Annotated in this window: 20 protein-coding genes; 10 read left to right on the top strand and 10 right to left on the bottom strand. The window is 73.3% G+C overall.

Translation table 11 applies throughout. From position 1 onward, the window contains the following. Positions 1–106: 106 nt before the first annotated feature. Positions 107–1,375, top strand: a complete 1,269-nt coding sequence (locus ACFRMQ_RS01785; RefSeq protein ID WP_380725770.1) for a hypothetical protein — start codon at positions 107–109, stop codon at positions 1,373–1,375. 56 nt (positions 1,376–1,431) lie between these two features. Here ACFRMQ_RS01785 and tenA read toward each other — a convergent pair whose 3' ends face one another. Beyond that, entirely contained in the window at positions 1,432–2,103 is a 672-nt protein-coding gene (gene tenA, locus ACFRMQ_RS01780) for a thiaminase II (protein ID WP_380725768.1), read from the bottom strand. A gap of 46 nt (positions 2,104–2,149) precedes the next feature. Continuing rightward, positions 2,150–2,467, bottom strand: coding sequence for a cupin domain-containing protein (locus tag ACFRMQ_RS01775; RefSeq protein ID WP_380725766.1), 318 nt, complete (start codon positions 2,465–2,467; stop codon positions 2,150–2,152). A 120-nt stretch (positions 2,468–2,587) separates the two neighbouring features. Here ACFRMQ_RS01775 and ACFRMQ_RS01770 point away from each other — a divergent pair, with 120 nt between their 5' ends. After that, positions 2,588–2,968 (top strand): phage holin family protein, encoded by a 381-nt coding sequence (locus tag ACFRMQ_RS01770; RefSeq protein WP_380725764.1) that lies wholly within the window; start codon positions 2,588–2,590, stop codon positions 2,966–2,968. A 102-nt stretch (positions 2,969–3,070) separates the two neighbouring features. Here ACFRMQ_RS01770 and ACFRMQ_RS01765 read toward each other — a convergent pair whose 3' ends face one another. Beyond that, entirely contained in the window at positions 3,071–3,496 is a 426-nt protein-coding gene (locus ACFRMQ_RS01765) for an SsgA family sporulation/cell division regulator (RefSeq protein ID WP_380700651.1), read from the bottom strand. A 197-nt stretch (positions 3,497–3,693) separates the two neighbouring features. Further along, positions 3,694–4,503, bottom strand: coding sequence for an IclR family transcriptional regulator (locus tag ACFRMQ_RS01760; RefSeq protein ID WP_380725762.1), 810 nt, complete (start codon positions 4,501–4,503; stop codon positions 3,694–3,696). A gap of 235 nt (positions 4,504–4,738) precedes the next feature. On the opposite strand from ACFRMQ_RS01760, the gene ACFRMQ_RS01755 reads away from it, so the two are divergent. After that, on the top strand, positions 4,739–5,308 hold the full coding sequence (locus ACFRMQ_RS01755; RefSeq protein ID WP_380725760.1) for an NUDIX domain-containing protein: 570 nt from the start codon (positions 4,739–4,741) through the stop codon (positions 5,306–5,308). Here the strand turns inward: ACFRMQ_RS01755 and ACFRMQ_RS01750 are convergent, their stop codons facing one another. The 5 genes from ACFRMQ_RS01750 to pdhA form a co-directional block, all read right to left on the bottom strand. Then, a complete protein-coding gene (locus tag ACFRMQ_RS01750) occupies positions 5,309–6,895 on the bottom strand; it encodes a globin domain-containing protein (RefSeq protein ID WP_380725758.1) in 1,587 nt (528 codons plus the stop codon). 272 nt (positions 6,896–7,167) lie between these two features. Continuing rightward, positions 7,168–8,037 carry a dihydrolipoamide acetyltransferase family protein gene (locus tag ACFRMQ_RS01745; protein ID WP_380725756.1) on the bottom strand — a complete coding sequence of 290 codons (870 nt, stop codon included), beginning with the start codon at positions 8,035–8,037 and terminating at the stop codon, positions 7,168–7,170. Then, positions 8,034–8,498, bottom strand: coding sequence for a biotin/lipoyl-containing protein (locus ACFRMQ_RS01740; RefSeq protein ID WP_380725754.1), 465 nt, complete (start codon positions 8,496–8,498; stop codon positions 8,034–8,036). Before ACFRMQ_RS01740 ends, ACFRMQ_RS01745 begins: the two co-directional genes overlap by 4 nt. A gap of 2 nt (positions 8,499–8,500) precedes the next feature. Next, positions 8,501–9,463, bottom strand: a complete 963-nt coding sequence (locus ACFRMQ_RS01735) for an alpha-ketoacid dehydrogenase subunit beta (RefSeq protein WP_380725830.1) — start codon at positions 9,461–9,463, stop codon at positions 8,501–8,503. A 77-nt stretch (positions 9,464–9,540) separates the two neighbouring features. Continuing rightward, positions 9,541–10,683, bottom strand: coding sequence for a pyruvate dehydrogenase (acetyl-transferring) E1 component subunit alpha (gene pdhA / locus ACFRMQ_RS01730; protein WP_380725752.1), 1,143 nt, complete (start codon positions 10,681–10,683; stop codon positions 9,541–9,543). Between the two features lie 149 nt (positions 10,684–10,832). Here pdhA and ACFRMQ_RS01725 point away from each other — a divergent pair, with 149 nt between their 5' ends. Continuing rightward, positions 10,833–11,294 carry an Lrp/AsnC family transcriptional regulator gene (locus tag ACFRMQ_RS01725; RefSeq protein ID WP_380700646.1) on the top strand — a complete coding sequence of 154 codons (462 nt, stop codon included), beginning with the start codon at positions 10,833–10,835 and terminating at the stop codon, positions 11,292–11,294. Between the two features lie 62 nt (positions 11,295–11,356). On the opposite strand, the gene ACFRMQ_RS01720 is transcribed toward ACFRMQ_RS01725, so the two are convergent. After that, positions 11,357–11,941: a TetR/AcrR family transcriptional regulator gene (locus ACFRMQ_RS01720; RefSeq protein ID WP_380725750.1), complete on the bottom strand. Its 585-nt coding sequence runs from the start codon at positions 11,939–11,941 to the stop codon at positions 11,357–11,359. Between the two features lie 299 nt (positions 11,942–12,240). Here ACFRMQ_RS01720 and ACFRMQ_RS01715 point away from each other — a divergent pair, with 299 nt between their 5' ends. The 6 genes from ACFRMQ_RS01715 to ACFRMQ_RS01690 all read left to right on the top strand — a co-directional run. Continuing rightward, the gene (locus tag ACFRMQ_RS01715; RefSeq protein WP_380725748.1) at positions 12,241–13,509 is read left to right on the top strand and encodes a hypothetical protein; all 1,269 of its coding nucleotides are present in this window, start codon (positions 12,241–12,243) and stop codon (positions 13,507–13,509) included. A gap of 175 nt (positions 13,510–13,684) precedes the next feature. Further along, entirely contained in the window at positions 13,685–15,385 is a 1,701-nt protein-coding gene (paaN, locus tag ACFRMQ_RS01710) for a phenylacetic acid degradation protein PaaN (RefSeq protein ID WP_380725746.1), read from the top strand. Between the two features lie 165 nt (positions 15,386–15,550). Continuing rightward, positions 15,551–17,041 (top strand): FAD-dependent oxidoreductase, encoded by a 1,491-nt coding sequence (locus tag ACFRMQ_RS01705; protein WP_380725744.1) that lies wholly within the window; start codon positions 15,551–15,553, stop codon positions 17,039–17,041. Between the two features lie 270 nt (positions 17,042–17,311). Then, positions 17,312–19,519, top strand: a complete 2,208-nt coding sequence (locus ACFRMQ_RS01700) for a protease pro-enzyme activation domain-containing protein (protein WP_380725742.1) — start codon at positions 17,312–17,314, stop codon at positions 19,517–19,519. A 287-nt stretch (positions 19,520–19,806) separates the two neighbouring features. Further along, positions 19,807–20,811 (top strand): hypothetical protein, encoded by a 1,005-nt coding sequence (locus tag ACFRMQ_RS01695; protein WP_380725740.1) that lies wholly within the window; start codon positions 19,807–19,809, stop codon positions 20,809–20,811. A gap of 488 nt (positions 20,812–21,299) precedes the next feature. Beyond that, the coding region (locus ACFRMQ_RS01690; RefSeq protein WP_380725738.1) for a peptidoglycan-binding protein at positions 21,300–22,388 on the top strand (1,089 nt) is incomplete at its 3' end.

Below are 22,388 nucleotides of genomic sequence, written 5' to 3'. Positions count from 1 at the left end.
AAGAATTTTCGGATCCACCTGCAACCCGAGCCGGTGCCACACGTCCTAGAGATACCGGAGCATCCGGAACTGCCAACGCACCAGCTTCACTTGGGGGGAACCAAGCATGCGTGCCCGTACCACTGCCACCCTGGCGGCCCTGACGATCGTCACCCTGACCGGCTCGGCCCTGGCCGTGTCCCCGGCCCTCGCCGCCCCGGCTGCCGCGACGGCGGCGAGCGTCACGGCCGACGGCCTCACCACCCCGGCCGGCTTCGTCCCGATGTCGCCGACCCGCGTCCTGGACACCCGTACCGACCTCACCCCGTACCACTCGCCGCGCACTCCGCTCGGCCCCGGAGAGCAGTACTCCGCCGTGGTGGTGGGGAACACCTCCGACCTCATTCCCCACGAGGCGACGGCCGTGGTGCTGAACGTGACCGCGACCAACCCGACCGCCACCGGCTTCCTCGCGCTCGGCGCCCCGAACGTCCCCGGTTCGGCCCCGTCGACGTCCAGCCTCAACTTCAAGGCCGGCCAGACGGTGTCCAACCTGGTCACCGTCCCGCTCTCCCAGGACTCCGTCCGGCCCGCGACCACCATCTTCAACAGCGCCGGAACGACCGACGTCGTCCTCGACGTGGTCGGCTACTACCTGCCGGGCGCACCCGCCAAGTACGCCCCGACGGCCCCGGTCCGGGTCGGCGACACCCGCACGGACAACGTCCGGTTCGGCCCCGGCACCGTCCGCTCCTACCGGGTCGCCCAGCCCGACCTCGGCACCGCCGACGCCCGTGCGGTGGTCCTCAACGTCACCGCCGTCAACGGCACCGCGCCCAGCTTCCTGACGGCCTTCCCGAGCGGATCGCCGCGCCCGGCCCAGGGCTCCAACGTCAACTTCCCGGCGGGGCGCACCGTCGGCAACCAGGTGGTGGTGCCGGTCGGACCCGACGGCGAGGTCAGCATCTACAACAACGCCGGCTCGGTGGACGTCGTCGTCGACGTGGTCGGCTCCTACGGCCCCTCGGGCAAGGGGCTGTTCAGCGCGCTCAAGGTGCCGGTCCGGTCCCTCGACACCCGGGTGACGGGCGGCAAGCTCCTGCCGATGCTGGCCAGGGAGGTCGGGGCCGTGCCCGTCGACGGCTCCGTCCCGAACGTCATGGGCGTCGAGGCCAACATCACGGCCACCGACGTCCTCGACTACGGCCACCTCACGGTCTTCCGCGGCCCGGGCTCCGCCCCGAACACCTCGACCGTCAACGTCGAGCCCGGGCAGACCGTCGCCAACTCGGCGACCACCCCGGTCACCGTCGACGGCACGTACTCGGTCTTCAACCACGACCCCGCGCCGCTGAACCTGATCGCCGACGTGACCGGCTACTTCGTCACCGGCTGAGCCGGCACGGCGGACCCGTCCTCCCGGAGCACCCGGGAGGACGGGTCCGGCGGGGATCAGACCGGCCAGCGCTCGCCGCGCCAGGCGGCGTCCCAGAACATCCACTCGTAGCGCGAGGTGGTCACGAAGTGCTCGACCACCTTGCGGCGTTCGGTCGCGGAGAGCTCCTCGCCCAGCCGGTCGGTGAGCGTCAGCACCCGCCGGACGACCGACTGGAAGGCCTCGTCGCCGTAGGTGGCGATCCACTTGGCGTACAGCGGGTCGGGCGAGCCCTGGGCGAGCAGCGCCTCGCCGACCCGGGCGTAGATCCAGTAGCAGGGCAGCACCGCGCCGACCGCCTCGGCGAAGGAGCCGCCGTAGACGGTGGCCAGCAGGTAACTGGTGTAGGCCCGGGTGGTCGGCAGCACCGGCTCGGCGGCGGCCTCCTCGGCGCTGTCGCCGAAGGCCGTCAGGAACTCGGCGTGCATGCCCTGCTCGGCGGCCAGCGCGCCGACCGCGTCGTCGGCGAAGGCCCGGACGTCCTCCTCGCCGGGCGCCTTGGCGGCGCAGACGGCGAGCGCGCGGGCGTAGTCGCGCAGGTAGTGGGAGTCCTGGACGACGAAGTGGCGGAAGGCCTCGCGCGGCAGGGTGCCGTCGGTGAGCCCGGCCAGGAAGGGGTGGGCGAGGATCTCGGCGTACACCGGCTCGATGGCCGCCCAGAGTTCTTCGGTCAGCGTCTTGGTGCTCATGCCGCGACCCTAACCGGCGCGGCCCTCGGCCCTCCCGAGGGGGAGCTCAGTCCTCCGGCGGGGAGAACACCACCAGCACCCGCAGTTCCTCGGTGACGTGGTGGAACCGGTGCGGGGTGCCCGCCGGCACGTACACCACGGTGCCGCGCCCGACCGTCGTGGTCTCGGCGCCGACGGTCAGCTCGGCCCGGCCGCTGATCACCTGGTAGAGCTCGTCCTGGTCGTGCGCGGTCTGGGTGTCGGTGTCCCCGGGGGAGAGCGCGTACAGCCCGGCGGACATCCGCGCCTCGCGCAGGAACCGCAGGTAGGCGCCGTCGTTGGCCGCCCGTTCGGCGTCCAGTTCGTCCAGCCGGAAGAGCTTCACCGCCGCCGTCCTCCCTCGTCCGCGGGCGCGTTCGTCCACCCGCGCGCCCCGGGGCATTCAACACCACCCCGCCGTCCGGAGGTTCCGTCGGGACGGGGGGACCTGCCACTCTTGGGCGGCATGAAGGGATTCGTCATCAAGACACTGATCAACGCGGCGGCCATCTGGGTCGCCGCCTGGATCGTCAGCGGCATCCAACTCGCCCAGGGCAAGGCCGACTGGCAGCACAAGACACTCACGGTGCTCGGCGTGGCCGTCGTCTTCGGCGTGGTGAACTGGCTGATCAAGCCGGTGGTCAAGCTGTTCTCGTTCCCGCTGTTCATCCTCACCCTGGGCCTGATCACCTTCGTGATCAACGCCCTGATGCTGATGCTCACCTCCTGGGCCTCGGGGAAGCTGAGCCTGGACTTCCACGTGACCGGCTTCGGGTCCGCGCTGATCGGTTCACTGATCATCAGCCTGGTCGCCTGGGGCCTGCACGTGGCCCTGGACGACGACTGACCGGCTCCGTGCGGGCAACCGAAAGGGGCCCGTGCCCGGGTGTGTCCCCGGGTACGGGCCCCTTCGCCGTTCCTGTGCGGAGGACGACCGCCCCTGGACCGCTCACCCCGCGTTCTCACGCCCCTTGAGGATGCTCGCGAGCTGGGCGTCGATGTCCCGCCCGGCGAACTCCTCGCCCATCGGCACCAGGCGGTCGGTGCGCGACAGGAACGCGATCAGCGGCGCGGACGAGGCCCGCAGCACGGCGTCGCCGTCCGGGGAGCGCAGCACGATGCGGACCTCCGAGAGCTCGTCACCGACCGGGCGGATGTGCACATCGCCCTCGCCCGCCGGTCCGCTGATCCCGTCGAGCAGCAGCTCCCGGGCGAAGTACCAGGTGACCGGGGCGTCCCCGGGCAGGTGGAAGGTGAGCCGGACGGCGTACGGGTCGTCGGCCTCGTACGCCAGGTCCACCAGGAGGCGGAAGGAGAGCTCGTGCGAGACCACGAGGTTCATCACCAGGTGACCCTGGACTGTGCTGTGCTGCATGGCGCCAGTACCTCTCGTTCTGCCCGCGCCGTCGGTGTGCTGGCCCGATGGCGGCCGGACATGTTTTCGACGGTTTTTGTGACGGTTTATGCAACCAATCCACGTTCGATCACCATCGTCCATGTTTGGGGATGTAGTGGACAAGGTGTGCTTTTTCAAATGGTGAACGAGCCGGACTAGGTCTAGACCAAGTAGCTTCAGAGGATGAACGACGGGCTCATCGCCCCGACCTCGCACCGCAGTTGGCGTGCGGCGGAGGCCAGCCGGTCGGCCTGCCCGACCGGCAGCGAGAGGGCCATGGTGGCGACCACCGGACCTATGGTGATCGGGACCGCCGCGCAGACCGTGCCGAGAGCGTACTCCTGCCGTTCCAGCACGGGCATGGTCGGCCGCAGCGCGGCGAGCCGTCGCAGCACCGCGCTCTCCCCGGTGAGAGTGGCCGGCGTGAGCCCGGTCGGCGGATGGCGGGCGAGGTGGTCCCGGCGCACGTCCTCGGGGAGCTGGCCCAGCAGGCACTGGCCGATGGCGTGGGCGTGCGCGGTGGCCCGGAAGTCGGCCCAGGGCTCCACGGCGGGGCGGTCCGGGCCCTCGACCACGTCCACCAGGCGGACCTCGCCGTCCTGGTAGAGCGCGAAGTAGACGGCGGCGCCCAGGTCGTCCCGTAAGGCCTGCATCCGGGTCCGCAGATCGGGTCTGCCGGACAGGGCGCGCGCGGCGGCTATGCCGTCGAGCGCCTCCCCGTGGAAGAACCGCCCCTCGGACCGCCGCAGATAGCCCTCGTGGGCCAGGGTGCGCAGCAGGTGGTACGCGGTGCCGAGGGGCAGCTCGGCGGCGCGGGCCAGCTGTTTGGCGGTCGCGCCGTGCCCGAAGCCCCCGACGGCCTCCAGCAACCGCAGCGCCCGCTGGACGGAACCGATCAGGGTGGGCCCCCGCTCCGCGGCCTTCTGCCGCGGCACGGCCGACCCGGAATCCTCTGCGATGTCGAACGGCTGTGCGATCCGATCCATGCCACCCAACCCCCAGCCCGAGTCCCTCGCGCAGGTGCCAAGAAGGGCCATGCGGAGCAGAGCCCTCCGATTTTGCCCGATAGTCGCCCATTGCAGCACAGCGGGTCCCCGAACGGACGCACCCGACCGGGTCGGCGTTTCGACCCGGTCGGGTGCGTTTCGACCCGTTCCCCGGGTTTCGCCCCTTCTCCGGCGCGGGAGACTCCCGCACAACGCGCCAGCCCCGGAGGTGGCCATGGGCCCCGAGAACCGCACTCCGCCACTGCGACCGGTGGTGAAGCGCACCGCGCGGGCCATCCTGCTGGAGCTGGACCCGGCCGATCCGTCCGGCCCGGCCTCGATCGTGCTGATCCGGCGGGTCCGCCCGGACTCGCCGCACCCGTACTGGATCACCCCCGGCGGCGGGGTCGAGCGCGAGGACCGGACGGTCGTCGAGGCACTGCACCGCGAGGTGGACGAGGAACTCGGCGGCAAGGTCGTGGACGTGGTGCCCGCGTTCGTCGACACCATCAGCCACACGCTCCCCCGGCCGCCGGCCGGGGAGGCCCCGATCGACGACGGGACGCCGCCGCATCCGCACGGGGTCAAGGTGCAGCACTTCTTCGTCTGCCGGCTCGCCTCGATGGACCTCAGCCGACGGCACGGGCCCGAGGTGACGGATCCCAACGGCGAGTACGAGGTCGTCCGGCTGCCGTTCACCCGCGAGGGCGTCACCTCGGTCAACGTGGTCCCGCCCCGGCTGCGGGCGTACCTGGCGGCCAACATCGAGGGCATCCGCGCGCTGCTCGCCCCCGATCTCGGGTGATCACCCGGAGGCCAGGTCGCCGACCAGGTCGTGCCGGATCCGCTCGGCCGGAACCCCGGCGCGCAGCAGCACCCCGACGCTCCGGCGCACCATCGCGGGCGGTCCGCTGAGCACCGCCACGCGGCCCGTCCAGGGCCCGAACCGGCCCACCACCTCCGGCAGTTCACCGGTCATCAGGCCACCGGCGAGCAGGCCGCCGGCCGGAGCGCCGCCACCGGACACCACCGGGCGGACCGTCAACCACGGGTTGAGCCGGGCCAGTTCGCGCAGGCCGTCCAGCTCGTACAGCTCCTCGGCCCGGCGAGCCCCGTAGAACACCTCGACGCGGCGGCCGGGCGCGCCGTACGCCGCGGCCTCCTCGACCAGGGCGCGGACCGGAGCGATGCCGGTGCCGCCGCCGAGGCAGAGCAGGTCGGAGCCGACCGCGTGGTCGACGGTCATCGAGCCGGCCGCCGGGCCCAGCCGCAGCACGTCCCCGGGCGCGGCCCGGTGGACCAACGCGTTGCTCACCCAGCCCGCCGGGACGGCCTTGACGTGGAAGACCAGCAGCCCGTCCGGGCGGGGCGCGGCGGCGAACGAGTAGTGCCGCCAGACCCGCGGCCACCAGGGCGTCTCCAGGGCGGTGTACTGCCCGGCCCGGAACGGGTACGCCTGGTCCGGCCGGACGGTGATCACCGCGACGTCCCGGGTGCGGCGCTCGTGCCGGACGATCTCGCCCTGCCACCAGGCCGGCGAGGTACGGGCGTCCTCCTCGGCGGCCTCGATCATGCCCGAGGCGACCGTCCGGTAGGCGCGGCGCCAGGCCTGCTCGGCCTCGGCGTCCCAGCGGCCGCCCGCGTACCGGGCCAGCGTCCGCGCCAGGCACTCCTCCACCGCGACGTAGTGGGCGGCCAGCGTGCCGTGCCGGCGGTGGTCGCGGCCGAGCCCGGCCAGGGTGGTGCGCAGGGCCGCGGGCCGGTCGATCTCCTGCGCCACGGTCAGCACCGTGCGGAACAGCCGGTCGCGGTGGACGTCCATGGCGGCGGGGAAGAACGAGCGGAGCTCGGGGTGGCGCAGGAAGAGCAGCGCGTAGAAGTGCGCGGTGGCCAGGTCGGCGACCGGCAGGAGGGCGGCGAGGCCGGCCCGGACCAGCTCGACCTCCCGGGCGGTGAGCGGCGGTTCCCCGCCCGGCCGACCGGACCCGGCGGCGGGCAGCGCGGCCGGGGGCGGGCCGGCGGGACTCCCCGCGCCCCAGGCGACGCTCCACCGGTCGCCCGGGCCCGCCCGGTTGAGGCCGGGGGCGTCGACGAACAGCGGACGGAAGCCGGGGGCGGGGACTGCTCCGCTCGTCGGAGCGGGCACGGTCTGCGGATACGCCGGAGCGGGCACGGTCTGCGGATACGCCGGAGCGGGCACGGTCTGCGGATACGCCGGAGCGGGCACAGTCTGCGGATACGCCGGCCAGGCCGGGACCACCGGTCGGACGGGCTCCAGCACCGCCACCGGCGGCAGCACCGCCGTCGGCGCGTCCGTCGACAGGCCCGGGACGGAGGCGGCCCCCGCCGCACCGTGCCGGCTGCGGACCAGCACCGTCGGGCGGGACTTCACGGCCACGTTCCGGCCCGCCGCATCCCGACCCGCCACATCTCGACCCGCTGCATCTCGCGTACTCACGTGAATCGTTCCGCCTCCGGCCGGCCCTGCCCCCGGCTCGTCCCGGCCGGCGCCAAGGCAGCGTGGCACGCCCGGATCACCCGCCGGAGGAATCGCGCGAAGCCCGGACAGCCGGGCCCGGCACGCGCTACTCTCCCCGGCGCCGCCGCCCTGGGTGTCCGACCACACACCCAGGGCGACGGTCCTGTCGCTCCGGACGACCGCGCTCAGAGCTGCCGCAACAGCATTCCCGGCTGTTCCACGCAGTCCGCGACGAACCGCAGGAAGCCTCCGGCTGTCCCGCCGTCGCAGACCCGGTGGTCGAAGGTGAACGACAACTGCGTCACCTCGCGGACCGCCAACCGCCCACCGTGGACCCACGGCTTGGCGACGATCCGGCCGACCCCGAGCATCGCCGCCTCGGGGTGGTTGAGGATCGGGGTGGAGCCGTCCACGCCGAACACTCCGTAGTTGTTCAACGTGAAGGTGCCGCCGGTCAGTTCGGCCGGGGTGAGCGAACCGCCGCGCGCCGCCTCGGTCAACCGTCCCAGTTCCTCGACGAGTTGCTCGGTGCTGCGGACCTGCGCGTTCCGCACCACCGGCACGACCAGCCCGCGCTCACCCTGCGCGGCGAAGCCCAGGTGCACGGCCTGGTGCCGGACGATGCCCGAACCGTCCTCGGTCACCGAGGAGTTGAGCTCCGGGAAGCGCTCCAGCGCGACGGTGCAGATCCGCGCCAGCAGTGCCAGCACACTCACCTTCGGGCCCGGCGTGGCATTCAACTGCCGTCGCAGCGCCATGAGTTCGGTGGCATCGGCGTCCACCCAGCAGGTCGCCGCGGGGATCTCCCGGTGGCTGCGGCTGAGCTTCTCCGCCACCGCCTTGCGCAGCCCGCGCAGCGGGACGACGCCGTCCGGCGTGGCACCGGCACCGGCACCGGCGGCGGCGACAGTGGCACCCTCCGGAGCGGCCACCTTGGCGGCGACCGCCCGTTCGACGTCCGCCCGCAGGATCAGCCCGTCCGGCCCGCTCCCGGTGAGGGCGGCCAGGTCGACGCCCTGTTCCCGGGCCAGCCGCCGCACCAGCGGCGAGATCACCGGAACCACCGGAACCACCGGAACCGCAACGGCCGGAGCGACGGAAACGGCAGACACCGCCGGGGCCGCCAGGGCCGCCGGGGCCGGACCCGGAGCCGCCACCCCGGCCCGCCCCGCCCCCGCTCGGCGACCCCGAACCCGACCAGCGGCCGCTCCACCTCATCGGTCCCGGTGACAGCCCCGGCAGCGGCATCGGCGGCGTCCGGGCCGGCCGCCGCCACCGCGACCGTCACCAGCGGCGCGCCCACCGCGACCTCCTCGCCCACCTCGCCGTACCGCGCGGTGACCACCCCGCCGTACGGGCAGGGCACCTCCACCACGGCCTTGGCGGTCTCCACCTCCACCACCGGCTGGTCGACCGCGATCACCTCGCCGACCTCGACCATCCAGCGCACCACCTCCGCCCCGGTGAGCCCCTCACCGAGGTCGGGCAGCCGGAACTCCCGTACGACGGGCATCATCCTCAGTCCTCCCACTGGAGCCGGGCGACCGCGTCCAGGATGCGGTCCACCCCGGGCAGGTGGTGGTGCTCCAGCATCGGCGGCGGGTACGGGATGTCGAAGCCGGTGACCCTCAGCACGGGCGCGGCCAGGTGGTGGAAGCAGCGCTCGGTGACCCGGGCGGCGATCTCCGCACCGGTGCCGCCGAAGCCGCTCGCCTCGTGCACCACCACGGCCCGGCCGAGCGAGCGGACCACCCGGCAGACCGTCTCGTCGTCGAACGGCACCAGGGTGCGCAGGTCCAGCACCGCGAGGTCCCAGCCCTCGGCCTGCGCCGCCTCGGCCGCCGCCAGGCAGACCGGCAGCGAGGGACCGTAGGTGATCAGCACCGCGGAGGTGCCGGTGCGCCGCAGCACCGCCCTGCCGATCGGCTCGACCGGCACCGCCGGGTCGAGGTCGGCCTTGCCCCAGTAGAGCCGCTTGGGCTCCAGGAAGACCACCGGGTCGTCGGAGGCGATCGAGGCGCGCAGCAGCCCGTACGCGTCGGCGACCGTCGCCGGGGTGACCACGTGCAGGCCGGGGGTGCTCGCGTAGTACGCCTCGGAGGCGTCGCTGTGGTGCTCGACGCCGCCGATGCCGCCGCCGTACGGGATGCGGACGGTGATCGGCAGCGGCAGCCGGCCGGCCGTGCGGTTGCGCATCTTGGCGACGTGCGAGAACAACTGCTCCAGCGCCGGGTAGGCGAAGGCGTCGAACTGCATCTCGACCACCGGGCGCAGCCCGTACATCGCCATGCCGATCGCGGTGCCGAGGATGCCGGCCTCGGCCAGCGGGGTGTCCAGGCAGCGCTCCGGGCCGAACTCGGCGGTGAGCCCGTCGGTGATCCGGAAGACGCCGCCGAGCGCGCCGACGTCCTCGCCGAGCACGTGCACCGTCGGGTCCTCGCGCATGGCGTCGCGCAGCGCGGAGTTGAGCGCCTGGGCCATGCTCGACGTCCGGGGACCGGAGGGGTGCCGCCCGGCGGCTCGGCCGAGGGTGGGGGTGGGCGACGGGTGGGAGGCGCTCATCGCTCCGCCACCTCCGCCTCGGCGGCCAGCTCGGCGGCCAACTGGGCGGCCTGCTCCCGCAGTTGGGGGGTCGGTTCGGCGTAGACGTGGGCGAACAGCGACATCGGGTCGAGGTCCGGGTCGGTGTGGAACTCGGCCCGCATCCGGGCCGCCAGCGCCTCCGCCTCGTCCGCCGCCTCCCGCACCAGGGTGTCGTCCAGCACGCCGAGTCCGCGCAGCGCGCGCTCCATCAGCAGGATCGGGTCGTGCTCGCGCCAGGCGGCCACCTCGGGCTCGGTGCGGTAGCGGGTGGCGTCGTCGGCGTTGGTGTGCGCCTCGATCCGGTAGGTCAGCGCCTCGACCAGGGTCGGGCCCCCGCCGGTCCGGGCCCGCTCGACCGCCTCGGCCAGCACCGCGTGCACGGCGGGCGCGTCGTTGCCGTCCACCAGCCGGCCCGGCATGCCGTAGCCGACGGCCTTGTGGGCCAGGGTGGGCGCGGCGGACTGCGCGCTGAGCGGGACGGAGATCGCGTAGCCGTTGTTCTGCACCAGGAAGACGACCGGAGCGCCCAGGACCGCCGCGAAGTTCAGCGCCTCGTGGAAGTCGCCCTCGCTGGTGCCGCCGTCGCCGAGCATCGCCAGCGCGACCACCGGCTCGCCGCGCAGCCGGGCGGCGTGCGCCAGCCCGACGGCGTGCGGGGCCTGGGTGGCGAGCGGGGTGCAGAGCGGCGCGGTGCGGCTGGCCAGCGGGTCGTAGCCGGTGTGGGCGCTGCCGCGCAGCAGGGTCAGCGCCTCCAGCGGGTCGACGCCCCGGGAGACCACCGCGAGGGTGTCGCGGTAGCTGGGGAAGAGCCAGTCCCGCTCGCCGAGCGCCAGCGCGGCGGCGACCTGGCAGGCCTCCTGGCCGGTGGACGCCGGGTAGACGGCGAGCCGTCCCTGCTTGGTGAGGGTGGTGGCCTGCTGGTTGTACCGGCGGCCGACGACCAGGCGGCGGTAGAGCTCGCGCAGCAGCGCCGGATCGCACTTCTCCAGCGCGGGGGTGCCGAGCAGCCGGACGGGGGAGGGGTCCGGGAGGAGCGGGGCCGGGTCGGTGCGCGGAGAGGTGGCACCGGGCATCCATCCGGGCACCGGTGTGCGGTGTCTGTGGTCGAGAACGGTCATGTCGGGGCACCTCCTGGGGTGGCGGGGGCTCCCTACCGATTGTTCGGTCGTCTGTTCATCTTGACCAGAAGCGTGACAAGGTGGTGGACATTCGGCCTGTTCGGCGGTCGACTGGTGGCAGTGCGTCCAATCGGGGAGGGTGGGGGGTCATGTCGGCTGAACAGACGTCCAGACTCGACCGGGTCGACCGGTCGATCCTGCGGCTGCTGCAGCAGGACGGCCGCGCCTCCATCCGCTCGGTGGCCGAGCGGGTGCACGTGTCCCGGGCCAACGCGTACGCCCGCATCTCCAGGATGGTCGAGGACGGCGTCATCCGCGGCTTCACCGCCAGGGTGGACCACGAGCGGGCGGGCCAGGTCGCGTCCGCCTACATCACCCTGAAGATCGTCCAGAACTCCTGGCGGACGGTGCGCGAGCAGCTGCTGGAGCTGCCCGGGGTGGCGCACATCGCGCTGGTGGGCGGGGACTTCGACGTCCTGCTGCTGGTGCACACCGCCGACAACCAGGCCCTGCGGGAGCTGGTGCTGGGCAGCATCCAGTCCATCCCGCAGGTGCTCGGCACCCGCACCATGCTGGTCTTCGAGGAGACGGACCAGGTGCCGCCGCTCTGACGGCCCGGGTCGGCCCCGTCCGGGACGGCCGGCCCTGGCGGACCGGCCTCACCGGGGACGGCTCAGCGCGCCCGCAGCCCGTCGAAGGCCAGGTGGACCACCGCGTCCGCGACCCCGTCGGCGGCCCTGGCCCCCGGCCGGTACCACTCCACGATCGAGTTGATCATCCCGAACAGCAGCCGGGTGGCCAGCCGGGGTTCCACGTCCGCGCGGAGCGCGCCGTCCGCGACCGCCGCCCGCAGCAGCTCGGCGACCTGGTGGTCGAAGTCCCGCCGGCGCTCCAGCGCCCACTGCTCGGTGGCCGTGTTGCCGCGCACCCGCAGCAGCAGCGTCACGTACGGGAGTTCCTCCAGCAGCACCTCGGCGGTGCGCCGCACCACGTGCTCCAGCCGCTCCACCGCCGGGCCCTCGACCGCGGCCGGCTCGGCCAGGATCGCGAACAGCCCGTCCAGCGCCCGCCCGACCGCCAGCCGCAGCAGCTCCTCCTTGCCGCGCACGTGGTGGTAGATCGAGGACTTGGAGATCCCGGCCGCCCTCGACAGGTCCTCCATCGAGGTGCCGTCGTAACCGCGCTCGTTGAACACGTCGACGGTCACCGCGAGCAGTGACTCCACGGTGTAGGCGGTGCGCGTGGTGTGATCGGCCATCCTCCGAGTATCCCCGGCCGCCGCGGGCGGTACGCGATCGGGTCCGACTGGTCCACACCAACCGGAGGGGGCAGGCCAGGGTCTGCCCCCGAACTCCCGTCGTTCGCCCGTGGGCGGGCGGCGCGGCGTTGGGGTGCGTACATCGCAAGGCGGAGGAGGGCGCCACTGCGGAGCATTGGCAACCGACGACAACGCCGCGAGGTGCGTGCCCCGGCGTCGCGACGCAGGCGGGAGTTCGGGGGCAGGCCCTAGACTCTCCGGACGATCCGTCCACGTCCAGCAGGTGGGGTCCACGGCTGATGAACTCAATACCGGCAGTCGACTCCGACGTGCCCGAGCAGCGCAATGAGGCGCCGGAGGACGCCGCGCACACCTGGCAGGACCGCGCCCGCGCCCTGGTGGCCCGGTTCGGGCCCGCCGTGTGGTGCTACGCGATGCTGAAGCTGGTCGGCTTCACCGTCTTCATGAAGCTGCTCTCCTTCTCCGGCGAGTACACCAAGAAGCCCGCCCGGTTCGGCGGCGGCGCCAACCCCTGGGACGTGGCGGGCACCTGGGACGGCTGGTGGTACCAGCAGGTGGCCCAGTTCGGCTACCACCCGGCGCTGGTCCCGATCCCGAACGGGCCGGTCGGCTTCAGCATCGAGCAGAACTCGGCCGCCTTCTTCCCGCTCTACCCGGGCCTGATGCGGATGGTCTCGGACGTCACCGGCCTCGGCCTGTACGGCGCCGGGATGCTGGTCTCGGTGGTGGCCTCGCTGTTCGCCGCGGCCGGCATCTACGCCGTGGTGGAGAAGATGACCGGTGACGTGCGCGCCGGTGTGATCGCGGCCGGGCTCTGGGCGATCGCCCCGGGCTCGGGCGCCGAGTGGGCGGTCTACTCGGACTCCCTGTTCGTCGCGCTGGCCGCCTGGGCGTGCTACTGGGTGATGACCAAGCAGTGGATCGCGGCCGGGGTGATCACCCTGGTCGCCGGGCTCAACCGGCCGACCTCCGCCGCGCTGATCGGCGCGGTGGGCCTGGCCGCGCTGGTCGAGCTGTACCGCCGGGAGAGCGGCGTCCTGCGCCCGCTGGCCGCGATGGTGCTGGCCCCGGTCGGCCTGCTCGGCTACGTCGGCTGGGTGGGCTGGCGGACCGGCGAGTGGGGCGGCTACTTCCGCCTCCAGCACGACGCCTGGCTGCACTACTTCGACTGGGGCCAGGGCACCTGGCACGCGATCCGCGGGGTGCTGCTGGGCCGCAACGACTACCCCTTCGCCTTCCCGGTGCCGGACCTGTTCGCCACCGTGATCGTGCTCAGCCTGCCGATGCTGATCGTGCTGCTGGTGCGGCTGCGCCCGCCGCTGGTGCTGACCGCCTACACGCTGGCCACGATCGTCTCGGTGCTCGGCAGCCTCGGCATCTTCGGCAACACCTCGCGCTACCTGCTGCCCGCGTTCCCGCTGCTCATCGCACTGGCGGTGGGGCTGCGCAAGCTGAGCCTGCCGGCCCTGGCCACCGTCCTGGGCACCGGGGCGGTCGCCTCCGGATGGTACGCCGGGTACGTGATCTTCGAGCTGGGCGTGCCGTAGACCCGGTCCACCCGGCCCACGGGGGCGCGTCCGCCACGGACGCGCCCCCGTCCGTTTCCACGGACTCCCCTTCCGCGAACCCTCTTGCCCGCGAACCCTCGTGAACCGACCGATCGTTCGGTTACTCTGTGACCGATCCCGTCCTGCTTTTCGACGCCCTCCGAGGAGCGCACAGATGTCCGCAGCGGTCACCCACCCCCTCGTCGGCGAGCTGGTCGAGCGCCACCAGGCCACCCTGGACGCCGCGCTCGCCGCCGCCGCCGAGCGCGACTACTGGTCGCCCTACCCCGAGTTCCCGAAGGCCTACGGCGAGAGCGGCCCGGCGGACGGCAAGGCCGCGTTCGACGCCCTGCTCGGCAAGCCCTTCGCCCTCGACGGCCACCCCACCGACGGCGACCAGGTCGGCGGCGAGGCCTCCCCGTACGGCATCGAGCTGGGCATCACCTACCCGCACGCCGACCCGGACGCGCTGATCGCCGCGCTCACCGCCGCCCGCCCCGGCTGGGCCGCCGCGAGCCCGCTGGAGCGCGCCGCCGTCTGCCTGGAGATCCTGCACCGGATCAACGCCCGCTCCCACGAGTTCGCCCAGGCCGTCACCCACACCACCGGCCAGGCCTACGGCATGGCCTTCCAGGCCGGCGGCCCGCACGCCCAGGACCGCGGCCTGGAGGCGGTCGCCTACGCCTACGCCGAGCAGACCCGACTGCCGCGTCGGGCCGGCTGGACCAAGCCCCAGGGCAAGCGCGACCCGCTGGTGATGACCAAGGAGTTCACCGTCGTCCCGCGCGGCCTCGCGCTGCTGATCGGCTGCAACACCTTCCCCACCTGGAACGGCTACCCGGGCCTGTTCGCCTCGCTCGCCACCGGCAACCCGGTGCTGGTCAAGCCGCACCCGCGGGCCGTGCTGCCGCTCGCGCTGACCGTCCGGACCGCCCGCGCGGTGCTCACCGAGGCCGGCTACGACCCGAACCTGGTCTGCCTGGCCGCCGAGCACGAGGGCGGCACCGTCGCCGCGACCCTCGCCGTCCGCCCCGAGATCAAGCTGATCGACTACACCGGCTCCACCTCCTTCGGCGACTGGCTGGAGGAGCACGCCAAGCAGGCCCAGGTGTACACCGAGAAGGCCGGTGTCAACGCGGTGGTGATCGACTCCACCGACGACTACAAGGGCATGCTGGGCAACCTCGCCTTCGCGCTCTCGCTCTACAGCGGCCAGATGTGCACCACCCCGCAGAACGTGCTGATCCCGCGCGGCGGCATCACCACCGACCAGGGCGACAAGTCGTACGACCAGGTGGTCACCGACCTGGCCGGCACCATCGAGGGCCTGCTCTCCGACGACGCCCGCGCCGCCGCGATCCTGGGCGCCGTGGTCAACCCCGGGGTGCTCCAGCGCTCGGCCGCCGCGGCCGGCGGCGAGTACGGCGAACTCGCCCTCGCCCCGCGCGCGGTGACCTCGCCGGAGTTCCCCGGCGCGACCGTCCGCACCCCCGCGCTGGTCAAGCTGGACGCCGACAAGCCGGACGACCGGGCCGTCTTCCGCAGCGAGTGCTTCGGGCCGGTCTCCTTCGCCGTCGCGGTCGAATCCACCGCCGCCGCCGTCGAGTTGCTGCGCACCACCGTCCGCGAGAAGGGCGCCATGACCGCCTCCGGCTACACCACCTCGCCCGAGGTGGAGGCGCTGCTGGTGGAGGCCGCGCTGGACTCCGGCGTCTCGCTCTCGCTCAACCTCACCGGCGGGGTCTACCCCAACCAGACCGCCGCCTTCTCCGACCTCCACGGCACCGGCGCCAACCCGGCCGCCAACTCGGCCTACTGCGACGGCGCGTTCGTCGCCAACCGGTTCCGCACGGTGGAGATCCGCCGGCACGGCTGAGCGTCCGCTTCCGGATCCGGGCCCGGCGGTCACCCACCGCCGGGCCCGGCGGTTCACGGCTCCCGGCCCCGGCGGTTCACAGCCTCGGCCGCGCCCGCGATGATGGAGGCTGGGAGGACGCCGGGAACGGCGTCCGACCGCCCTCCGAGCAACGGGAGCTGATACATGGCCGTGAAGCCGACGACCGAAACCGACGTCCTGATCGTCGGCGCCGGACCGACCGGGCTGCTGCTGGCCGGCGACCTCGCCGCCGCCGGAGTCGGCGTCACCCTGCTGGAGAAGCGGGCCGTCGAGTCCAACCTCACCCGGGCCTTCGCCGTGCACGCCCGCAGCCTGGAGATGCTGGACGCCCGGGGCCTGGCCGAGGAGCTGATCGCCACCGGCCGCCCGCTCGACGGGCTGAAGATGTCCGACCGCCTCGGCATCGACCTCGGCTCGCTGCCCACCCGCTTCCCGTTCGTCCTGATCACCCCGCAGTACAACGTCGAACGGCTGCTGCTGGAGCGCGCCGAGAAGGCCGGCGCGACCGTGCTGCGCGGCGCCGAGGTCACCGGACTGCGCCAGGACGCCGAGGGCGTGACCCTGGAGACCCGGGACGGGCGGAGCCATCGCGCCGCGTACGCGGTCGCCACCGACGGCGTCCACTCCACCGTCCGCGACCTGCTCGGCATCCCCTTCCCCGGTGAGTCGGTGGTCGACTCGATGGTGCTGGCCGACGTCCGGCTGGAGCGCGAGCCCACCGAGACGATCACCGTCAGCGCCAACCACGCCGGCTTCGCCTTCATCGCCCCGTTCGGCGACGGCTGGTTCCGGATCATCGCCTGGGACCGCGAGGAGCGGTACCCCGACGGCACCACCCCCTCGCCCGAGCAGCTCACCGCCCTCGCCCGGGCCATCCTCGGCGAGGACTACGGCCCGCACGACGTGCGCTGGAGCTCCACCTTCCACAGCGACGAGCGGCAGGCCCCCAACTACCGCTCCGGACGGGTCTTCCTGGCCGGCGACGCCGCCCACTGCCACTCCCCGGCCGGCGGCCAGGGCATGAACACCGGCCTCCAGGACTCCGCCAACCTCTCCTGGAAGCTCGCCGCCGTCCTCCGGGGGCAGGCCACCGACGCCCTGCTGGACACCTACCAGACCGAACGGCATCCGGTCGGCAGGACGGTGCTGCGCACCTCCGGTGCGCTGATCCGGCTGGCGCTCGCCGAGTCCGCCCCCACCCGCGCCCTGCGCGGGGCGCTCACCGCGCTGGGCGGCCTCCTCGACCCGGTCACCGGGCGCGGCGCCAAGCTGGTCTCCGGCATCGGGATCTCCTACCCCGCCCCCAAGGACGCCCACCCGCAGGTCGGCAAGCGCGTCCCGGACCTGCGGCTGACCGCCCTCAGCAAGCCCGTCGAAGGTGCCCCGGCCGCCCCCGAGCGGCTCTACGAGGCGCTGCGCGCCGGGAAGTTCGTCCTGGTCAGCAATGACGAGCTGGCCGCCGCCGAGCCCTGGGCCGACCGCGTGGTCTGCGCCGCCCCCGCCGATCCGCACGGCAAGCTGCGCGACACCGTGCTGCTGATCCGCCCGGACGGCTACGTCGCCTGGGCCGCCGTCGACCCCGGCCAGGGCGAGCTGCGCGCCGCCCTCACCGACTGGCTCGGCACCCCGGCCTGACCCCCCGCCACCGCGTCGAGGTCCCCGTGCCCCTCTTGGGGCGCGGGGACCTTCGTGTGCGGAGGGCGCCGCCCGCACCCGACCACCACGGCCATTCACTGTATGGAACCGACGAGTTCCCCGCTCTCCACAGTTGACTGTTTTTTAGCAACGAATTGCCCGGCCATGAGCCAATTCGCACACGGGTTCTGTCATGTTCAAGCAAGCGTTCTCGACCCCCGGAACGCCTGGCCCCTTGCCGGCCCCCATCGCCGGCTGGAGGAGGATCCGTTGCGCCCCCGCTCCCTTGCCCTCGCCGCGGCGATAGCCGTGCTGCCGCTGACCGCCGTCTCGCTCGGTGTCTCCACCGCGCAGGCCGCCACCCCGAACGCCGCCCCGCGCGTCGCCCTCCCGAACACCGTGAACCCCGCGGTGGCCCACTCGGAGAAGAAGGGTGACGTCCCGGCGGCCCAGCAGATCTCGGTGTCCGTCAGCCTGAAGCTGCGTGACACCGACGCCCTGGACCACTTCCTCACCGCGGTCGAGACCCCGGGCGCCCCGGAGTACGGCCGCTACCTGACGCCGGAGCAGTTCACCGCCCGGTTCGGCCCAACCCAGGCCGCCGTCGACCAGGTCAGGACCTACCTGGCCCAGCAGGGCCTGACCGTCACCGGGGTGAGCGCCAACCGCCAGGTGGTCAACGCCCACGGCACCGCCGCCCAGGTCTCCCAGGCCTTCGGCACCCACGAGAGCTCGTACCTCGACCCCCAGCTCCAGCGCGCGTTCTTCGCCAACGACGCCGCCGCCTCGATCCCGTCCGACCTGGCCACCGTGGTCCAGGGCGTCAGCGGCCTGGACAACCACGCGGTGCGCAAGAACCGCCTGGCCAAGCCGAACGCCGCCGCGAACGCCGCCGCCCCGAACGCGGTCACCCCGGCCACGCCCGCTCCGAACGCCGCGAACGCCGCGAACGCCGCCCCGAGCGGCATGTCCCCGGCCCAGTACACCGGCGCGTACAACCTCACCAAGACCGGCGCGGACGGCACCGGCACCACGGTCGCGCTGTGGGAGTTCGACGGCTACAAGTCCTCGAACCTGACCACCTACGACGCCCAGTACGGCCTGTCCGGCCCGGCCGTCTCCACCGTCTCGGTGGACGGCGCCGCCTACGACTCCGCCCCCGGCCAGGGCCAGGGCGAGGTCGAGCTGGACAGCGAGATCGTCCGCGGCGCGGCGCCCAAGGCCACCCAGCTGGTCTACGAGGCGCCCAACAGCGACCAGGGCGAGATCGACATGGCCAACAAGATCGTGACCGACAACCGGGTCTCGGTCGTCTCGATCTCCTGGGGCTCCTGCGAGCCGGACACCACCGCCTCCTCGATGACCGCGGTCGACAACGCCTTCAAGCAGGCCGCCGCCCAGGGCATCTCGATCTTCTCCGCCTCCGGTGACGACGGCTCACGCGACTGCACCCGCTCCACCAGCGGCTCGACCGTCAAGGCGGTCGACTTCCCGGCCTCCAGCCCGCACCAGACCGGCGTCGGCGGGACCAACCTCCAGGTCTCCGGAAGCAACACCTACTCCTCGGAGAGCGCCTGGAGCACCGCCGGCGGCGGCGTCTCCACCGTGTTCGCCAAGCCGAGCTGGCAGACCGGCACCGGCGTCAGCGGCACCATGCGCACCGTCCCGGACGTCTCCTCCAACGCCGACCCGCAGAGCGGCTTCGCGATCTACACCGCCGGCGCCTGGCAGGTCTACGGCGGCACCAGCGCGGCCGCGCCGCTCTGGTCCGGCTACGCGGCCCAGTTCAACCAGAAGGCCAAGGCCGCCGGGCAGCCGGTCCTCGGCGAGGCCGGCCCGCGGCTGTACTCCGTCGCGAACAGCAGCGCCTACGGCAGCGTCTTCCACGACGTGACCACCGGCGCCAACCAGGACTTCTCCGCCAAGGCCGGCTACGACCAGGTCACCGGCTGGGGCTCCCCGGTCGCCGACGCGCTGACCACCGCCCTGCTCGGCGGCAGCACCACCCCGCCCTCCGGCGGCTGCACCGCCGCCCAGCTGATCTCCAACGGCGGTTTCGAGAGCGGCACCGCCGCACCGTGGACCACCTCCAGCGGCGTGGTCGACAACAGCGCCTCCGAGCCGGCCCACTCGGGCAGCTGGAAGGCCTGGCTGAACGGCTACGGCTCGGCCCACACCGACACCCTGTCGCAGACCGTCTCGATCCCGGCCGGCTGCGCCTCCGCGAAGCTGACCTTCTGGCTGCACATCGACACCGCGGAGACCGGCACCACGGCGTACGACAAGCTGACCGTCCAGGCCAACAGCACCACGCTGGCGACGTACTCCAACGCCAACGCGGCGGCCGGCTACGTCCAGCGCACCCTGGACCTCACCTCCTTCGCCGGTCAGACCGTGACCATCAAGTTCACCGGTACCGAGGACTCCTCGCTCCAGACCAGCTTCGTGATCGACGACGTCGCGCTGAACGTCAACTGATCACCGGCCGGTAGCACCACCGGACCCCCGCCGGGGCGGCGCCGTCAGGGCCCGCCCCGGCGGTGTCGCGTCCCGGCCCCTCCGGGCCGTCCGGCGACCCGTGTTTCCGGACTGTTTCAAGATCGCTCACCGCGCGGTTCACCTGCCGTGACCACTGTCATACGCACGACTGATGACGTAGCCTCTCGACCGTGCATAGGGTTCCCCAAAGCTCGGTGATGCCGTTGACGGCGCGCCCCGGCGTCGGCCCGGTCCCACCGACTTCACCCGGTGGGGAGGGTTGCCACATGGCCGCAGAGCAGCCTCAGGACGCGGCGCGACTGCGCCTGGTCGGGTCGCACACGGAGCACCCCGGCCCGTCCGGACCGGCTCCCGCACCGGCCCCCGGCCGCCTCACCCCGGTCGGCGGCTTCGCGGACACCCTGCACCTGGCCATCGAGGCCAGCGGTCTCAGCCTGGACCGGATCCGCGCCGCCCTCGCCACCCGTGGCGTCAGGGTCAGCGTCACCACCCTCAGCTACTGGCGGCGCGGCCGCAGCCAGCCCGAGCGGGCCAGCTCGCTGCGCGCCGTCCACCTGCTGGAGGAGCTGCTCGGCCTGCCGCACAGCTCGCTCTCCTCGCTGCTCGGCCCGCCGCGCCCGCGCGGCCGCTGGGCCGCCGCGGCCAGCACCAGCCACCTCGGGCTGGAGGACGTCTGGCCGGGCGAGCAGGAGATCGCCTCGATCTTCGCCGAACTCGACGCCCCGCCGCCCGGCGAGCTGGAGCGCCTGAGCATCCACGACTCCTACTACGTGGACGCCGAGCGGCGCGCCACCCTGCTGCGGATGCGTCAGGTGGTGCGGGCCACCGTCGGCGGCGTCGGCCGCTGCCTGGTGGTGCACAAGGCCGACGAGGAGGCCACCGGCTGCCCGGAGGTCACCTCGGTGCGGCACGGCCGGCTGGGCCGGGTGCGCCGCCGCCCGGAGGTCGGGCTGACCGTCGCCGAGCTGATGCTGGACCGGCCGCTGGGCCTCGGCGACAGCACGGTCTTCGAGTACGAGGTGGAGATCCCGCCCGGCGGCCCGACCACCGAGTACAGCCGCCGCTTCGCCACCCCGGTGCGCGAGTACGTGCTCCAGGTGCACTTCGACCCGGCCGCCGTCCCGGCGCACTGCGAGCGCTACGACCGCGAGCCGGGCGCCGACGTCGACCACCGCCGCGAGCAGCTCTGGATCGGTGCCTCGGCGAGCGCCCACGTACTGGCCCCCGACCAGCAGCCGGGCCACATCGGCATCCGCTGGGAATGGGCGTAGGCCCTTCCGCTCCCGTCCCACCCGAAAGCCCCGCCGGCCCCCGGCGGGGCTTTCGCGCTCCCGCCCGGGAGACCGGGCGACCGCCGCCCCGCGCTGACCGGCCATCACCGACCCTGCCCCGCGCCCACCTCCCTCCAGCCCCTTCCGCCGCGCCCGCCGCCTGACTGCCCTTCACCCGTTCGGCCTAACACATCGTGACGCATCCGGCCCGCTTTGGGACCTTGGTCCCGATACATACTGAATCGGCCCGGGAAGGCCACTTCTGTCTCGTCGTCAGGCGGCGACCAGGAAGAACCGCAGGAAAGAGGCGGAGCATGACCCTTACCGACCCCCTGTCCCCACTCATGGAGTTCGACGAGGTCGAACCCGCGGAGGACTGCATATGCGGGGGCTGCAGTGCCCGCCGCCGCGCCCGGCGGCACGCCGCCCCCGTCCACGAGGGCGGCCACGCCGCCGCCCACAGCGTCCGCCGCCGGGCCGCCGTCCTGATGGCCGCCGTCGGCACCGCACTGGGCGGCGGCGCGGTCGCCGCCGGTACCGCCTCCGCCGCCCCCAGCCCCGCTCCGGGCGCCGCCCGGGCCCAGACCCCCCAGGGCGAGGTCAGCGGCCTCTACGGCCAGGCCCCGGGGGCACGCGCCTTCGCCGCCCCGCGCGCCACCGCGGCGCCGGTCACCCGGGCCCAGATCATCCAGCGCGCCCAGGGCTGGGTCGACCAGGACGTGCCGTACAGCATGAGCCGCTACTGGTCGGACGGCTACCGCCAGGACTGCTCCGGCTTCGTCTCGATGGCCTGGGGCCTGAACAGCAGCCAGACCACCTGGACCCTGCCGAACTTCGCCGAGCGGATCGGCAAGAACGACCTCCAGCCCGGCGACGTGCTGATCTACAACAACGCGGCCAACCCGCAGGCCGGCTCCCACGTGACGATCTTCGGCGGTTGGGCCGACTCCTCCCGCACCCAGTACATCGCCTACGAGCAGACCGGCCCCTCCACCAAGAAGCGCACCACCCCGTACGCGTACTGGAACAACTCCGGCTCCTACGTCCCGTACCGCTACACCGGCCTGTCCGACGGCGGAGGCAGCGGAGGCGGCAGCTCCTCGACCGCCTTCCCGGGCGCGGACAAGTTCGGCCCCGGCGCCAACAACGCGTACGTGACCCAGCTCGGCCGGCTGCTGGCCCAGCGCGGCGGGTCCAAGTTCTACTCCGAGGGGCCCGGCCCGCGCTGGGGCGAGGCCGACCGCAAGGCCACCCAGGCCTTCCAGCAGGCCCAGGGCTGGACCGGCGGCGAAGCCGACGGCATCCCCGGCAAGGCCACCTGGGACTACCTGGTCAACGGCAAGGGCCGCAACATCGACGGCGGCACCGGCACTCCCCTGCCGCCCCCGCCGCCCACCGGCGGCACCGCCTTCCCCGGCGCGGACAAGTTCGGCCCCGGCGCCAACAACGCCGACGTCACCAAGCTGGGCCAGATGCTGACGCAGCGCGGCGGGTCCAAGTTCTACTCCGAGGGGCCCGGCCCGCGCTGGGGCGAGGCCGACCGCAAGGCCACCCAGGCCTTCCAGCAGGCCCAGGGC

The sequence above is a fragment of the Kitasatospora sp. NPDC056783 genome (assembly GCF_042789895.1).
GTDB lineage: Bacteria > Actinomycetota > Actinomycetes > Streptomycetales > Streptomycetaceae > Kitasatospora.
Note: the sequence above shows the minus strand (reverse complement) of the source record. Positions and strands in the feature narration are given on the sequence as shown.